Below are 14139 nucleotides of genomic sequence, written 5' to 3' on the forward strand. Positions count from 1 at the left end.
TATATGAGATATAAGGTTTTTGTTGAAGCTTCTGGGGGTGGTTACCTGAATTACCCTGTTGCCGTGGGCACATCGAAAATTGCCTTATAGAGGGGGGAGGGTCTTTCCACGTCCCCATACTGCCGCTCTGTCCGCGCTTGTACCCGACTCATGCCGGCACCGGTTGGCGTCACAGGATCTGAGACGCGGACTCGTATCCTGCCGCCCATGCCCTTGCCCACCGACTTCTACTGGACGACACGCTCTGCCAGCTGGCCAAGTGATCCGCTGACCGTGATTGCTCGCGATGGGGCGTGGCTGGTCGCCATGTAATAACGCGTTGACGACGAGACCTGGATCGCCTTGCTGGATCGCCACCGCAATGGCCCTGGTGGCCCTTCCCGGCGGGGCACCAGCTATGAGCAGGGGCGCGCCGGCGCTTAGCTTTGGGTGGCCAGGCATGAGGCACGGCTCCGGGAGGACGTGGCAGTCATCAACCGTTGGCAAGAAGCCGTGCGCGCGAACTGGTTGGTGAAGCTGCAGATCCCGTCGCCGTTCGGCTGGATGGGCTAGGGCCGGTTGTCATCGGATAGCAGCGAGCTGCTGTCCCTTCGCTAACCCGGTGATAGTCTTTCGGGAAGCAAGACCTATGCGGTTCGGGTGCCACATCTCGTTAGCTCGTTGCCGGCAACTTTAGGGGGGGGGCATGAAAGTCGAAATTAACCTCGAGAACTTTGTAAAGAGTGTTGGGGGGAGTGCACTTTGTTTGCATGGCCCGTGGGGGATAGGTAAAACCCATCTCTGGAGAAAAGTTGTCAAGAGTGCAGGCGTCGACAGTACGTATGTTTCGCTTTTCGGAGTGGACTCTCTTGATGCCATGAAGGCCCAGATATCGCTTGCCGTCCAAGACCAGCAGAATGTCCGCTGGTGGCAGCTGCGCGTGCGGTTGCGCGAAGTTTGGGCCGGGCTGACAAAGAGCGCTCCTCTAATTCCATCTCGGTTTGGCGGCGGGGCGCAGCTGGCAGCGGCGGCACAGGCACTAGCCTTCTATTTCGTACGAGATCGACTTATTTGCATTGACGATGTGGAGCGTCGAGGCCGAAATTTGTCTTTGCGAGATGTTCTTGGTCTCGTCTCCCATCTTGAGGAACAGCGTAGCTGCCGCGTTTGCGTCATTCTCAATTCGAACGTTCTGGCCGGAGAGGATAAAATTGAATGGGACAGTCAGCGGGAAAAAGCTTTTGCTTCTGAGGTTTACTACGACCCCTCGCCGGACGTCGCTGTTGGCATTGCATTTGGAAGCTTGGATCAGCTTCAGAGGTGGCATAAGGATGCTTCCGAAGCACTGATCGAGCTGGGAATTCGGAACGTTAGGGTTATTAAAAGAGCTGCGCGTAGCCTGCACCTTGTGTTCGCGGAGTTGGGTGAAATCCATGCGGCCACTATCAGCAAGGTGGCTCGCGAGGTTGTGTTCATAGTCTATTGTCATTGCGGGAAGGGCTTGGGTGCACCGTCTCTTGAATTCCTACTGCGTACTTCGCCTATGACCCTTGCTCTGGATCGCCTTAACCTCGGGAAGGATGGAAGCAAGTTATCCGCCGAAGATGCGATTCTTGCGGATCGTATTGGCCGGTTTGATATAGATGGTGGCGATGCTCTAACAAGAGTCCTGATAGATTGCATTAGATCTGGCTTCTCAGTAGATGCGCTCCGCTCTGCTGTAGATTCCTGGGATCGCGAGGCTCGCATCGATGAAAAACGGTCAAAGTACAGTGAGGCGTGGCGACGTTATCGAAACGATCTGCGGGCTGACGATCACGATCTAATTCAAGGGATGATGGCTGCGTGGCCCGGAGTCTTGGATAGGGAAATGCCAACGAACGTGGAGTCATTCGCGAAAGTTCTCCGAGCGCACGGCCAGCCTGACCTTGCTTCCGAAGTGATACGCACATGGGTTGAAGCGCGGAGCGGCTCCCGAGCTGGTGAGCTCGAGGAGGAGGTGTTGACAATGATCGGGCAGGTAACAGACGAAGAGTTCTTGGCCGCGGTTGAGCAAGCTCGGAACGGAACACCCAGTGGAGTGTCTCTTGAAATAGCGTTGTCCAAGATTGGCGCACTTGCTGCCAATGAGGGCGACTTCAGTGCCGTTGCGATTGCCGATACATCCAAGCTGGCCGAGTGTTTCAAGTCCGACAGCAGTAGCTACCGGGTGATTAAGGAACTGTTAGAACGTCGAGGAAGCTACGACAATAGCTACGCACGGGCGGCGGCCAATGCCGAATCTGCATTGAAGCTGATCTCATCGGAGTCCCCTGGCAAGGAAGTGCGGATCAGATCGACCTATGGCATTTCACATTTGGAGTGATATCGGTCACAGGCTCGCTTCACTGGTGGGATAAGCTGGGGCCAACACCAGACAGGAACGGTCAAGCTAAATTCAGATCCATGTCGCGAACTTTTGAACGATGAGCCTCAACCGAAGCGGCGGCTGCACGTAGTTGTTCGTCCGAGAAATGGTGAAGATCGGGCAAGAGCGCCTCAAATTTCTCGTACCTTTGCTGCATGCCGGTCATGCTGATGCCGTCAACGTAAGATCTTCGAAGCACCTTTCTCGCGAGATCAACAAGCTCGAGTGGGAGCTTTCGATCAAGGAATTTCTGAGCGATCCAGAGGTAAATGTCGACGATCTGGAGGCCGATTGAGTCTTCACTATCTGCGATATCAATTTGCTTGCCTGGAAGGTTCAGTCCGAGAATATCCCCTTCAGTCATATGCATATAGAGCGGGTGGTTCGTGAGCAGCAAGCGCTGATTAGCTGGCGCCGCTCTCATTCCGTCGTACATGAGCTTCTGTACTTGGTGTGTTTTGATCTGGGCTTCATTAAACTCGGTCTGCCGATCAACAACAATTTTGGACGCATCATCTGCACTCTTGCTTCTCAGTCGTCGTGCTATAGAGCTGACCACAAATTGAAAGCCAACCGCATTTGGCGAGACGAGCTTGCGATCTGGCTGTCCAAAGTCGAGAGCAATGGGGTTCTTAATTCCGTATGAGAGAGCGTCTGCGATTACCTCTTTGCTTCGGATATCCCAGTTCGTAGCTAGCGCTCGGTTCTTTATCTCTTTCAAAAGATCCACGATTTCTGCAGCGCGAGGCTCGATCCTTCGCGTGGTACACAAGTCCCACGCTTTGCGGAGGAGACTATCGTCCATGAGATGCGCAAGCTTATGGATGATGATAAACCGCATTGGCGTCCAGTAGCTCTCCCACTTGACGGCAGGATTGATGCCCGCGTCGAAGACTGCGTCGAAGAAGAGGATGATCGCTAGTGTCTCCTTCTCGATGAAATAAAAGTCGAAATCGAACTTCATCTTGTCCTGGAGCTTCTCCAACATCGGCGCCAACGCAACAATCCCATTAGCGCGCAAGTCCTTTGCGTGTAGTTCGCCTCGGCCTGCCTTCCTGAGCATCTGACGGTGGATGTCGACGCCGAGGGCGTCAACATTGGTTCTGCTTGAAATTACACCGTAGCTGAGCTTGGGCTGATCCCTGTTAAAGAGATCGTTTCCCGTGTTTCCTGATTCATCGACATGGAAGTACACGGGGATCTCCCTTGGGTTCGTAGGATCAAGGATGATAGCGGAAAAATTCTGCGATTTACCTAGCTGCGGCAGGCGTTTCACGACCCGGTGGCGGAAAAATTGAGGGGGTTAAGGTGTTGATTAATGGTGGATGGTTGTCTGACTTTTAATCTTTTGGTCGATGGTTCGAATCCATCACGGCCCACCATTGCATCAATGACTTAGGCGCCCGCAGGGGCGCCTTTTTCATGCCGCCGGGGAAAACGGGTGAAAGATCAGCAGTTCCATCATTGGGGCGATGTGCTGAGCATTGCATTCAACATGCGCACCTCCCTGCAGGCGCCAACGGCGCATTGGCGGGGGCGTCAGCCAATACAGCTATTCAGGCCGGACATCCCGGCACACCAGCTCCGCCAGCCCGCGGCAGGCAAAGAACAAACCCTCCACCACGCCCTCATCCAGATGCCGATCCGGCGTGGCCACCAGCCGGCAACGTTCGGCGGCGTGCAGCATTTCGGTCACCGTCATCAGGCCGATGGCCGCGCGCTCCACGCGCGCCAACGCCATCTGCCGCCCGAGTGGCAGGTCGGAATCCGGCCAGAGCATGCCGTCGGCGCCTTCGCCATCGCGGATGCGTTTCAGGCATCCCAGGAAGGTGCTCAGATCGGTGCCAGGATTTTCATCGTCATTGACGCTGTCACTGGTGGCATAGGGGGCTTGGGGTGGGCGTCGGGTCATCGTGGCTTCCTCGGCAATGGAGCAGGATTGCCACCGCGCAGGCGCGGGTGGCGGACGGTGCGTGGCTGCAAGCCGGTAGACAAATCGCAATTGACCGGCGGGTCCGAAGACCCCCACGCACCGCCCGCCATGAAGGCCGACGGATCACCCGCCGGCACGGTCCGGAAACAGTACCGACGGGTGAGCGCAAACAACATGCGATTTGTCTCCCCGGGCTTGCAGGCCCGGTGCCACCCGTTGTCGGTGGCGCTGCATGTTGGTTACGCCCGCGCTGGAATTTCAATCGGAATTCTCCGAAAGAAATCTGGAACGCTACAGCGCAACGCCATTGTCGCAGTTGCCGATAGCGCAGCAAGCGACAAGGCAAGACGCATCCGTTTCAGCGTCCGGCGAGTTGCGTTCCATAATGTCGCAAACCGCGAATCACGGACGGCCTGCCGTGAACGGCAGCGTGTAAAGCTGGCTTCACTTCCATCATCAGCACTGGATGCGCAGATGTGTCGTGCCTGACTCGATCGGGTCAATTGCGATACTGGTGGCGCCGGCACCTGTTCAAAAGCGACACCCTCGCGGCATCCGGTCACGCATGGCGTGGATCTACGCGGTCGCGTTTAACCGGCGCCGAGCCATCCGTCGCGGCAGCAGAAGCAAGGGCTGTTCCACCAGACGATGGACCAGGTAGCCGGTCACGCAGCACGCGAGCAGGGTTGCCGCGACGAACAGGCCGTGATTCCACCACGCCCCCGACGGCAGCAGCATCGACCATGCCCGGCCTGCAATCGAGATCACGAAGATGTGGGACAGGTACAGGGCGTAGGACGTATCGCCCAGCATGATGAGGCCACGCGGTGGCGTACGTCGGGTGCTTGCTTCGATCAACACGGCACCGGCGACCAGCAGCGTGCTGGCCGTCCCGAACAGGCTGACCCGGGTCCATACAGGCATGACCGACGGGCCCTCGGTGGGCAGCAGGCTGGCGGCAGCCACCGCCAGCGCGGCCCCGCCAATTGCCAGGGGCCAGCCGAGCCCGCGAGGAATCGAGCGCCAGTGCAGGCCCAGCAGCGCGCCCGCGATGAATTCGAACGTGAGCGGGTTGATGGCCAGTACGTGGGCGGGCGAGGTGGCTGCGGGTGCAAGCATATGCGCAGTGCCGATCAGAGCCGCCCAGCCCAGCAGGAACACGGTTAGGGCGCGCGCCGGGACCACTGCAATCGCCACGGCGAACGCCACATAGAAGTAGGCCTCATGCACCAGCGTCCACCCCACCGTCAGCACGGGCAGCTGTTGATGCGGGATCAGCAGATACGAGGCCAGGATGCTCTGGTCGTGGTAGGACGAGTTGACCATGGACGGGACCAGCGCCATCAACACCACCACCACCGTGGTGAATATCCAGTACGGCGGCAGCACCCGCCAAGCGCGCCGGGCCAGGAATGAACCGGCGGCCGCCATCCCACCCTCACGGCCGGCGGTGAGGGTAGTCATGACAAAACCGGACAGCACGAAGAACAGATCCACACCGGCGTCCGCGTAGCGGCCGATCCCGTCAAGAATTCCCGCGCCCGGCAGGTACTTGACCTCGACACCGCGAAGATGGAACACGACCACGGCAAGCGCCGCAATGCCGCGCAGAACCTGCAGTGACTGATAGCGGTGAGGGTTGAGGTGCTGGCTCATCTGTTCTCCCTGGCTGCTGCGCATTGTACTGGCCGAGTTCCTGCGTTGCGCGCGCCCAGCGGGGCCGGGGCGTGCACCGGGTTGGCGCACACGGTTATGCTCGGTGATTCGCCGCCCTGGAATCTGCCATGCGCTCCATCGTTCTGTCCGGCCTGCTGCTGCTTGGCGCCGCCGTTCCCGCATTCGCTGCCGACGTGGTCGCGCAGGCCGCGCCCGCCACGCCGCTGGTGATCGGCGAGAGCTTCACCCTCGAATCGAAGGCGCTGGGCGAGACCCGCCGCATCAACGTCTACCGCCCGCAGCCGTGGGGCCTGGACCCGAAGGCGCCGCTGCCGGTGCTGTACATGCCCGACGGTGGCATCGGCGAGGACTTCCTGCACGTGGCCGGCCTGGTGCAGGTGCTGACCGGCAACGGCAGCATGCGCCCGTTCCTGCTGGTGGGCATCGAAAACACCGAGCGCCGCCGCGACATGACCGGCCCCAGCACCGACCCGCAGGACCGGAAGATCGCCCCGCGCATTGGTGGTTCGGCGGCCTACCGCAGCTTCCTGCGCGACGAACTGATGCCGCAGGTGCGCCAGCGCTACCCGACCACCGACGAGCGCGCGCTGATCGGCGAATCGCTGGCCGGGCTGTTCGTGGTGGAAACCCTGCTGCAGGAGCCGACCCTGTTCAACAGCTATATCGCGCTGGACCCCAGCCTGTGGTGGAACAAGGGCGCACTGCTGGCCTCGGCACCGAAGCTGCTGCCGGCGGTGGCCAAGGCCAAGCCGCACGTGTTCCTGGCCAGCAGCGGGCAGCCGGAACTGGCCGGATCGACCGCGCGCCTGGCGGTACTGCTGCAGCAGGCATCGCCGTCGCCGCTGGTGAAGTACCAGCCGCTTCCGGACGAGACCCACGCCACGATCTACCACCCCGCCGCGTTGCAGGCCCTGCGCACGCTGTTCCCGGCGCCAGCGCCGGCCACGCCCTGACGGACACGGGCGACAACGGGAGAAACACCAATGCAGCGTGTACATGGATGGAGTTTTCTGGCCTGCGTGGCCTTGGCCGGGTGCGCGATGTCGGTACCACCGCCGGCAGGGCAGGACACCGCGAAGCAGAACCCGGCAGTCGCCGCCGCCACGCCCGGCGTGGTGCTGCCCGATACCGAAGCGCTGCGCGTACATGATCCGGTGGGGCGCGATTACCCGATCTGGATTGCCCTGCCGGCCGACTATGCGGCCCACCCCGACAAGCGCTACCCGGTGCTGTACGTGACCGACGCGCTGTACAGCTTTCCGCTGGTGCGCAGCGTGCGCAACCTGGTGGGGCAGCAGGGCGTCAACATCGAGAACTTCATCCTGGTCGGGCTGCCGCCGCAGGAAGGGCTGACTTCCAAGCACAGCCGCTCGCGCGACTACACGCCCAGCAATCCCGTGCGGAAGCCTGATGGTTACTACAGTGAGGACGTCACCTACGGCGGTGCCGCGCATTACCGCGATTTCCTGTCCGCAGAGGTGCTGCCGATGATCGACGCGCGCTACCGGACCGATCCGGCGCGCCGCGCGTTCGCAGGCCATTCCTATGGCGCATTGTTTGGCGCCTACGTGCTGACCACCCAGCCAGACCTGTTCAGCACTTATATCCTCTCGAGCCCTTCGCTGTGGTTCGACCAGCTGTTGCTTCCGCGCATGCAGGACACTGCCGTCATCCCGGCACAGTCGACCCGCGTGCTGTTGTCGGTGGGAAGCTACGAAACCGTCAAGCCGGGGCCGCGCTATTCAACCGGCAACGACATGCTGCGGCAGGCCGCGGACTTCACTGCGCAGCTGCAGCGCAGTGGCCGCAGGCTGCAGGTGGACAACGTGGTGATCGAGGGTGAGGACCACCTGACGGTGTACCCGCGGGTGATCACCCGCGCGTTGCTGGAGGTGATGCCGGGTGAGGGGCCATACACGGGTGGTTGATGTTAGAAGGAGAACATTGAATGCCCCCAGAGTTGTTTGAAAGACTCACTAACTGGTTCACCGAGCATCCCGATCTACTCGGCCAACCAGCGACCGACCTGCAGATCGAGGCGGCACAGCAGGCATTGGGCGTGGTATTTGACGCTCAGTACGTGGCGTACATCAAGCGCTTCGGAGCTTCGTTTGCTGGCTTTGAGATACACGCTTTTGAGAGCGGGCCAATGATCGGTCGCGCGACGGTCACCGAGTTGACACAGTGGTTTCGGAGCAGCCTTGAGGACACCATACCGATAGAGCTGCGCGATGCGTTGGTCATCTCGGGTGATGGCAGTGGCAATGCGATCCTGATCAACTCACGTGGCGAGATCGTTCTCCACCTGCATGAGGAAAACGAGATAGAACTACTATCTGCTTCGCTGTACGAGATGATCGAAGGTGGGCTGCCATGAGCCTGCATCTCACGGCCGATATGGAGCTGCTCAAAGAGCGCTTCATTCGCCGCGTGCGCGAGCATGGCGAGGTGTGGGGGCTGCGCAGCGAGGCGCGCGGCTGGGCGTACTGCCCCTCCAATGACGGTGACGGTGACGAGGACGTGCTGGTGTTCTGGTCCGACCGTGCATATGCCGCGCGGCATGCGGTGGAAGAGTGGGCCGATTATGTGCCTACCGTCATTCCCCTGGAGGCCTTCATGCAGCGCTGGCTGCCGGGCATGCAGCGCGATGGTGCCCTGGCCGGTGTGGATTTCAATGCTGATCTGGCAGGCATCGAACTTCGGCCCGAGGCCCTGCTGGACGCGCTGAGGTAATCCACGCTACGCATGGATCACTGGGCCTTGCGCCGCCTGCGAGTCCGGGCCGATCGACGGTCATCCACGCATGGCGTGGATCTACTTCTTTGTCCAGTAGATCCACGCCACGCGTGGATGATTGCCTCAGGCCGCCTGCGCGTCCGGCCCGGTCAACACGCCGGCATCGGCATGGCGGAAGCACAGCCGGATCGCGTCCAGCAGCTCGCTCATGTTGTACGGCTTGGGCAGGAAGTGGATGCCGTCGCGCAGCTGCGGCAACACGGCGTGCTGGTCCATGCCCGAGGTGACCAGAATCGGCAGATACGGGTACAGGGCACGCACCTGGTTGGCGGCCTCAATGCCGCTGACCAGGCCCAGGTTGACGTCGGTGAACAGCAGGTCGAAGCGCTCACCGGCGGCCAGCAGCCCCAGCGCGGCTTCAGCCGAGCTCACGCCCACCACGTGGCAGGCTTGGCTCTCCAGCGCCATGCGGCTCAGCTCGCGGGTTTCCTCGGCGTCCTCGATCAGCAGGACGCGGGGTTCAACGTGGCGCTTGGACAGCAACATGACGCGACAACTCCGGACAGCAGCGGTGAAAAGGCGCGCAAGTATGCGCAACCGGTGGGTGATATCCGCGTGCAGGGGCAGCTAAAGCGGCGTTACAGCGCGGCGGCGGTGCACCCGCCAGGCCAGGACAGCCACCGCCAGCAGGGCGGTGCCGATGCGCAGGGTGGTGGCCTGCCAACCCAATGCCACGGCATCATCAAGGCTGAACACGTTCCAGGCCATGTTCATCGAAACGTGCAGGGCCAGGCCGCACCACAGCGTCTCGCCGTCCAGGTGGTCCAGCCAGGCGAAGACGAAGCCGCCCAACGCGATGACCGCGCCGACGAACAGGGCCACGCCGCCACCATCGACGCCGCCGAAGCCCAGCCAGTGCACCATGCCGAACAGCAGCGCCTGCGGCAGGGCCAGCAGGGGCCAGGGGCCGCGCACGATCTTCACCAGCAGCACGAAGCCCAGGCCACGGAACAGCACTTCCTCGGCCAGCGGGAACAGCATCGCCAGCATGCTGGCGTCCAGCGTGGTCAGCGCCGTGTTGGGCCTGCCCAGTACCGCAAGGCCCAGCCAGCACGGCAGGCTGGCCAGCAGTACCCACGCGGGACCGCCGGCGCCGTTCCAGCGCAGGCCCAGGCTGGCCGCCAGGCCGGTGCCGCGCGGGCGCAGCAGGGCCGCCAGCAGCACTGCGGTGAGTGCCGCCAAGAGGTTGTCGAGCAGGCTGCCGCCGTAGGGCATGGGCAGCGCAGGAATGGGCAGCCCCGCTGCCGCACTGAGGTCGCGCAGGTTCAGGCCGAGCCCGACGCCGAGCAGCACCAGCAGCAGGCGCACGGCGGTGGGCAGGCGGGAGGGCGAGGGCATGCGCGCAGTCCGTGCGGGAAGAGCCCGCAGTGTGTGCGCCAAGCGACGCGCGGGCACGCGTCGTAAGTCCCTGTGCCATCGGTCATGTTGCCGCAGAGTCATCGGCGCGCAGGTAGAGTCGAAGGCTGACCAACAGGAGCGACGCCCATGCAGTGCCCCGTGTGCACCACCCAGACCCTGCAGATGGCCGAGCGCCACGGCATCGAGATCGACTACTGCCCCGGCTGCCGCGGTGTGTGGCTGGACCGTGGTGAGCTGGACAAGATCATCGAGCGCGCGGGTGCTGCGGTGCCGCCGCCGGCCCCGGTGCAGGCACAGCCGCAGAGCGCGCCGCCGCCGGTGATGCACCGTGATACCCGCCATCTTGGCCAGCGCCAGGATGACAGCCGTGGGCAGTATGGCCACGGTTACAAGAAAAAGAAGAAGGAGAGCTTCCTGTCGGAGCTGTTCGACTTCTGACGCTGTTTGTAGAGTCGAGCCGTGCTCGACTATTGCGGCAAAAGCCAGTCGAGCACGGCTCGACTCTACAGATAAGGTGCAGTCGAGCACGGCTCGACTCTACAGTTCAGGTGCTACCGCCGACGCAGGATGAACTCGCGGTCGCGGCTGTCGCCGACGATGAAGTCGTACTCGCCGACCTTTTCGCAGCCATAACGCGCGTAGAAGCGCTGCGCGCCGAAGTTCTCTTCCCACACGCCCACCCACAGGGTGCGGCGTGCCGGTGCATCCAGCCAGGCCATGAAGGCGTCCATCAGGCGCGCACCGTGGCCACCGTTCTGGTGCGCAGCCAGGATGTAGAGCCGCTTGAGTTCAATGTCGCCTTCATGCGCATCGGCATGTGGCAGGGTGTTTGCACCGGCTGCCAGATACCCGACCACATCTTCGCCTTCCAGCAGCAGCCAGACCGCGCTGCGCGGATCGGACAGTTCCGCGTGCTGCGGCGCGGTGCTGTAGTGCGCCTGCAGGAAGTCGTGCAGATCCTGCGGCGGATATGAATCGCCCCAGGTTTCGGTATAGGTGGCAAGGGCAATGGCCGAAAGCACTTCGGCATCGGCCAGGGTGGCGCGGCGGATCTGCAACGACATGGTGCGGCCTGCAATGGAACGTGGCGCAGTGTAGCCGGCCCCGGCGATTACCGGGGCCGTTTACTGCTTCAGAACCACATGCGCACGCCGGCCACCCAACGCGTGTCGCGTGCATGGTCGCCCGCGTAGTCGGCCGCATCGCCGAAGCTGCGCTCGTGGCTGATGCCGATGTAGGGCGCGAAGCGGCGGCTGATCTCGTAGCGCAGCCGCAGCCCGGCCTCGACCTTGTTCAGGCCGCGGCCGATGCCGTACTCCGGTTCATCCTTGGCCGCCACCGTCGCTTCCAGCAGCGGCTGCAGGATCAGCCGGTTGGTCAGCAGCACGTCGTACTCCACTTCGGCCTTGGCCAGTACCTGGCCGCCGGAACCCAGGTACAGCGTGGCCGAGCTTTCGAACTTGTACGGCGCCAGGCCCTGCAGGCCGATGGCCGCCCAGGTGCGTGAGTCGGCCGGGCGGAAATCCTGGCGCACGCCCACCAGCACATCCCACCACGGCGAAACGCTGCGGCCGTACAAGGCTTCCAGCGACGAAGACCCGGTGCGGCCGTCGCTGCGCTCGCCATCGCTGCGCAGCCATAGCCGGTTGATGTTGCCACCGATCCAGCCGCTGGCTTCCCAGGCCTGGCCGCTTGCGTTGTTTCCGTCCCACTGTTCCAGGCGGTCGATCAGCAGCAGGCTGTTGATCTCCGGTGCGTGTTCCATCGCACCGTGGTCGATGGGCGGGAAGGCCGCGGCGCGATCGGCATCGGTAGGCACCGGGATCGGTTCGCGGGGCTCATCGGGCGCTGTGGCGCTGTGGCCCATCGCCGCGTGGTTCATCGCTGAATGATCCATCGTCGAGTGATCCATCTGTGAATGGTCCATCTGTGAATGGTCCATCGATCCATGGTCCATCTTCGAGTGGTCCATCTTCGAAGGGGCGGCCGGCGCTTTTGCAGGCGTGGCCATGTCATGCCCGGCATGTGCGTCATGCGACTGCGCGAACGCGGGCAGGGCAGCGGCCAGGCCCAGGGCCAGCAGGCTGCGGGAGAGGCTGCGGCTCATTCTTCAATCCTCACTTCGCGCATCATCCCCGCTTCCATGTGGTACAGCAGATGGCAGTGGTAGGCCCAGCGGCCGAGCGCATCGGCGCGCACGCGGTAGCTGCGGCGGGTGCCCGGCGGCATGTCCACGGTGTGCTTGCGCAACTGGAATTCACCCTTCGCATTTTCCACGTCACTCCACACGCCGTGCAGGTGGATGGGGTGCTGCATCATCGTGTCGTTGACCAGCACGATGCGCATGCGCTCGCCGTAGTTCAGCCGCAGCGGTTCGGCGCTGGCGAAGGGAATGCCGTCGAACGACCAGGCGAACTTCTCCATGTGCCCGGTCAGGTGCAGCTCGATCTCGCGGCAGGGTTCGCGGCCATCGGGGTCCTCGAACAGGCTGTGCATGGCGCCGTAGGTCAGCACCTGGCGGCCGTTGTCGCGCAGGCCGATGCCGGGATCATCCAGCTTCGGCTCGCTGGCCGAACTCTGCATGTCCACCAGCGGGTTGTTGCGTTCGCTGGCCGGGTGCTTCGGTGCCTTGCTGGCGGTGTCTGCGTGCGCGCCGTGGCCCATGCTGGCGCCGCAGCCGCCTTCCATGCCCTTCATCGCGGCCATGTCGTGGCCACCATGGCCGCCCATATCATGGCCGCCCATGTCATGCCCCATGTCTGACATCGTCAGCAGCGGGCGCGGGTCGCGCTGCGGCACCGGAGCCTGCAGGCCGTGGCGCACGGCCAGGGTGCCGGCGGCGAAGCCGGTACGGCCCATGTCCTGGCAGAAGATGGTGAAGGCATCCTGGCCCGTCGGCTCCACCAGCACATCGTAGGTTTCGGCCGGGGCGATGCGGAATTCATCGATGCTGACCGGGTGGATGTACTGGCCATCGGCGGCGACCACGGTCATCTTCAGGCCGGGAATGCGCACATCGAAGTAGGTCATCGAGGCGCCGTTGATGAAGCGCAGCAGCACCTTCTCGCCGCTGCGGAACACGCCGGTCCAGTTGCCGGCCGGGGCTGTGCCGTTCATCAGGTAGGTGTAGGTGTGGGCGTTGACGTCGGAGATGTCGGTAGGCGTCATCCGCATGCGGCCCCACATGCCACGGTCGGCCACTGCGGCGGACCAGCCATCGCGGCGTACGTCGCGCACGAAGTCGGGCAGGGTGCGCTTGTAGTAGTTGTCGTGCTCGGCGAGCTTCTTCATGCGCCGGAACAACGCGCCCGGATCCATGTCGGTCCAGTCCGAGAGCAGGACCACGTGTTCGCGGTCGTGGTGGTACGGCGCTGGTTCGGCCGGGTCGATGATCAGCGCGCCATACAGGCCCGCCTGTTCCTGGAACATCGAATGGCTGTGGTACCAGTAGGTGCCCGACTGCTTCAGCTGGAAGTGGTAGTGGTAGGTCTCGCCGGGGCCGATGCCGTTGAAGCTGAGGCCGGGCACGCCGTCCATGTTGGCCGGCAGCAGGATGCCGTGCCAGTGGATGGACGTGGGGTGGCGGTCCAGCGTGTTGCGCACGAACAGGTCCACGGTCTGGCCTTCGCGCCAGCGCAGGATGGGGGCGGGCAGCGAGCCGTTGACGGTGATCGCCGGGCGGGTGCGGCCGGTGAAGTTGGCCAGCGACTCGCCGATGGCCAGCTCGACGCGGGTATCGGTGAGCACGGCCGGTGCGCCGGCCAGGCGCGGGGTGGCGCTGGCAGCGGCCAGCGCGCGCTGCGGCACGCCGAGGGCGGTGGCGCCGGCGACCACGCCGCCAGCGGCCAGGCCCTGTACGAACAGGCGGCGCGACGGCATGGGCAGGCCGCCCGGGCCGGGGGGAATGCGGGTATTCATGGGTGACTCCAGACACGGGAAGGCGCCGGCAGTTGGCCGGCAGCGGTACGCGCAGCGCGCACGGTTCGCG

The 14139-nt window shown here is 63.1% G+C and carries 14 protein-coding genes; 6 read left to right on the forward strand and 8 right to left on the reverse strand.

Annotated elements, in window-relative coordinates:
* The first annotated feature begins 685 nt into the window (after positions 1-685).
* Positions 686-2344 (forward strand): hypothetical protein, encoded by a 1659-nt coding sequence (locus ACM2ZB_RS20115; protein ID WP_416056734.1) that lies wholly within the window; start codon positions 686-688, stop codon positions 2342-2344.
* A gap of 61 nt (positions 2345-2405) precedes the next feature.
* Here the strand turns inward: ACM2ZB_RS20115 and ACM2ZB_RS20120 are convergent, their stop codons facing one another.
* The 3 genes from ACM2ZB_RS20120 to ACM2ZB_RS20130 form a co-directional block, all read right to left on the reverse strand.
* Positions 2406-3662 carry a DUF3800 domain-containing protein gene (locus ACM2ZB_RS20120; RefSeq protein WP_416056735.1) on the reverse strand — a complete coding sequence of 419 codons (1257 nt, stop codon included), beginning with the start codon at positions 3660-3662 and terminating at the stop codon, positions 2406-2408.
* Between the two features lie 276 nt (positions 3663-3938).
* Positions 3939-4298 carry a hypothetical protein gene (locus tag ACM2ZB_RS20125; RefSeq protein ID WP_416056736.1) on the reverse strand — a complete coding sequence of 120 codons (360 nt, stop codon included), beginning with the start codon at positions 4296-4298 and terminating at the stop codon, positions 3939-3941.
* Between the two features lie 597 nt (positions 4299-4895).
* The gene (locus ACM2ZB_RS20130) at positions 4896-5975 is read right to left on the reverse strand and encodes an acyltransferase family protein (RefSeq protein ID WP_416056737.1); all 1080 of its coding nucleotides are present in this window, start codon (positions 5973-5975) and stop codon (positions 4896-4898) included.
* Between the two features lie 128 nt (positions 5976-6103).
* Here ACM2ZB_RS20130 and ACM2ZB_RS20135 point away from each other — a divergent pair, with 128 nt between their 5' ends.
* Genes ACM2ZB_RS20135 through ACM2ZB_RS20150 form a run of 4 tightly spaced genes read left to right on the forward strand, consistent with a single transcriptional unit; the run spans position 6104 to position 8729 of the window.
* On the forward strand, positions 6104-6949 hold the full coding sequence (locus ACM2ZB_RS20135; protein ID WP_416056738.1) for an alpha/beta hydrolase: 846 nt from the start codon (positions 6104-6106) through the stop codon (positions 6947-6949).
* Positions 6950-6979: 30 nt separating this feature from the next.
* Positions 6980-7924 (forward strand): alpha/beta hydrolase, encoded by a 945-nt coding sequence (locus ACM2ZB_RS20140; protein WP_416056739.1) that lies wholly within the window; start codon positions 6980-6982, stop codon positions 7922-7924.
* Between the two features lie 20 nt (positions 7925-7944).
* Positions 7945-8373, forward strand: a complete 429-nt coding sequence (locus ACM2ZB_RS20145; RefSeq protein ID WP_416056740.1) for an SMI1/KNR4 family protein — start codon at positions 7945-7947, stop codon at positions 8371-8373.
* Positions 8370-8729 (forward strand): DUF2750 domain-containing protein, encoded by a 360-nt coding sequence (locus ACM2ZB_RS20150; RefSeq protein ID WP_416056741.1) that lies wholly within the window; start codon positions 8370-8372, stop codon positions 8727-8729. The genes ACM2ZB_RS20145 and ACM2ZB_RS20150 overlap by 4 nt, the downstream gene beginning before the upstream one ends.
* A gap of 126 nt (positions 8730-8855) precedes the next feature.
* On the opposite strand, the gene ACM2ZB_RS20155 is transcribed toward ACM2ZB_RS20150, so the two are convergent.
* The gene (locus tag ACM2ZB_RS20155) at positions 8856-9278 is read right to left on the reverse strand and encodes a response regulator (RefSeq protein ID WP_313441646.1); all 423 of its coding nucleotides are present in this window, start codon (positions 9276-9278) and stop codon (positions 8856-8858) included.
* A gap of 81 nt (positions 9279-9359) precedes the next feature.
* The gene (locus tag ACM2ZB_RS20160) at positions 9360-10130 is read right to left on the reverse strand and encodes a type II CAAX prenyl endopeptidase Rce1 family protein (RefSeq protein ID WP_416056742.1); all 771 of its coding nucleotides are present in this window, start codon (positions 10128-10130) and stop codon (positions 9360-9362) included.
* A 147-nt stretch (positions 10131-10277) separates the two neighbouring features.
* On the opposite strand from ACM2ZB_RS20160, the gene ACM2ZB_RS20165 reads away from it, so the two are divergent.
* A complete protein-coding gene (locus ACM2ZB_RS20165; RefSeq protein ID WP_313441642.1) occupies positions 10278-10589 on the forward strand; it encodes a zf-TFIIB domain-containing protein in 312 nt (103 codons plus the stop codon).
* 113 nt (positions 10590-10702) lie between these two features.
* Here ACM2ZB_RS20165 and ACM2ZB_RS20170 read toward each other — a convergent pair whose 3' ends face one another.
* From ACM2ZB_RS20170 to ACM2ZB_RS20180, 3 genes are all read right to left on the reverse strand, one after another.
* Positions 10703-11215, reverse strand: coding sequence for a GNAT family N-acetyltransferase (locus tag ACM2ZB_RS20170; RefSeq protein ID WP_416056743.1), 513 nt, complete (start codon positions 11213-11215; stop codon positions 10703-10705).
* A 68-nt stretch (positions 11216-11283) separates the two neighbouring features.
* Positions 11284-12258, reverse strand: a complete 975-nt coding sequence (locus ACM2ZB_RS20175) for a copper resistance protein B (RefSeq protein WP_416056744.1) — start codon at positions 12256-12258, stop codon at positions 11284-11286.
* Positions 12255-14069, reverse strand: a complete 1815-nt coding sequence (locus ACM2ZB_RS20180; protein ID WP_416056745.1) for a copper resistance system multicopper oxidase — start codon at positions 14067-14069, stop codon at positions 12255-12257. The genes ACM2ZB_RS20175 and ACM2ZB_RS20180 overlap by 4 nt, the downstream gene beginning before the upstream one ends.
* Between the last annotated feature and the right edge of the window lie 70 nt (positions 14070-14139).

It is taken from the genome of Stenotrophomonas maltophilia (assembly GCF_047782825.1).
Classification (GTDB): Bacteria; Pseudomonadota; Gammaproteobacteria; order Xanthomonadales; family Xanthomonadaceae; genus Stenotrophomonas.

Bases quoted from the DNA above. Each gene is read 5' to 3' on its own strand.
- ACM2ZB_RS20130 (WP_416056737.1), bottom strand. From the start codon at position 5,975: ATGAGCCAGCACCTCAACCCTCACCGCTATCAGTCACTGCAGGTTCTG.
- ACM2ZB_RS20140 (WP_416056739.1), top strand. From the start codon at position 6,980: ATGCAGCGTGTACATGGATGGAGTTTTCTGGCCTGCGTGGCCTTGGCC.
- ACM2ZB_RS20180 (WP_416056745.1), bottom strand. From the start codon at position 14,069: ATGAATACCCGCATTCCCCCCGGCCCGGGCGGCCTGCCCATGCCGTCG.
- ACM2ZB_RS20145 (WP_416056740.1), top strand. From the start codon at position 7,945: ATGCCCCCAGAGTTGTTTGAAAGACTCACTAACTGGTTCACCGAGCAT.
- ACM2ZB_RS20155 (WP_313441646.1), bottom strand. From the start codon at position 9,278: ATGTTGCTGTCCAAGCGCCACGTTGAACCCCGCGTCCTGCTGATCGAG.
- ACM2ZB_RS20165 (WP_313441642.1), top strand. From the start codon at position 10,278: ATGCAGTGCCCCGTGTGCACCACCCAGACCCTGCAGATGGCCGAGCGC.
- ACM2ZB_RS20170 (WP_416056743.1), bottom strand. From the start codon at position 11,215: ATGTCGTTGCAGATCCGCCGCGCCACCCTGGCCGATGCCGAAGTGCTT.
- ACM2ZB_RS20175 (WP_416056744.1), bottom strand. From the start codon at position 12,258: ATGAGCCGCAGCCTCTCCCGCAGCCTGCTGGCCCTGGGCCTGGCCGCT.
- ACM2ZB_RS20125 (WP_416056736.1), bottom strand. From the start codon at position 4,298: ATGACCCGACGCCCACCCCAAGCCCCCTATGCCACCAGTGACAGCGTC.
- ACM2ZB_RS20115 (WP_416056734.1), top strand. From the start codon at position 686: ATGAAAGTCGAAATTAACCTCGAGAACTTTGTAAAGAGTGTTGGGGGG.
- ACM2ZB_RS20135 (WP_416056738.1), top strand. From the start codon at position 6,104: ATGCGCTCCATCGTTCTGTCCGGCCTGCTGCTGCTTGGCGCCGCCGTT.
- ACM2ZB_RS20160 (WP_416056742.1), bottom strand. From the start codon at position 10,130: ATGCCCTCGCCCTCCCGCCTGCCCACCGCCGTGCGCCTGCTGCTGGTG.
- ACM2ZB_RS20150 (WP_416056741.1), top strand. From the start codon at position 8,370: ATGAGCCTGCATCTCACGGCCGATATGGAGCTGCTCAAAGAGCGCTTC.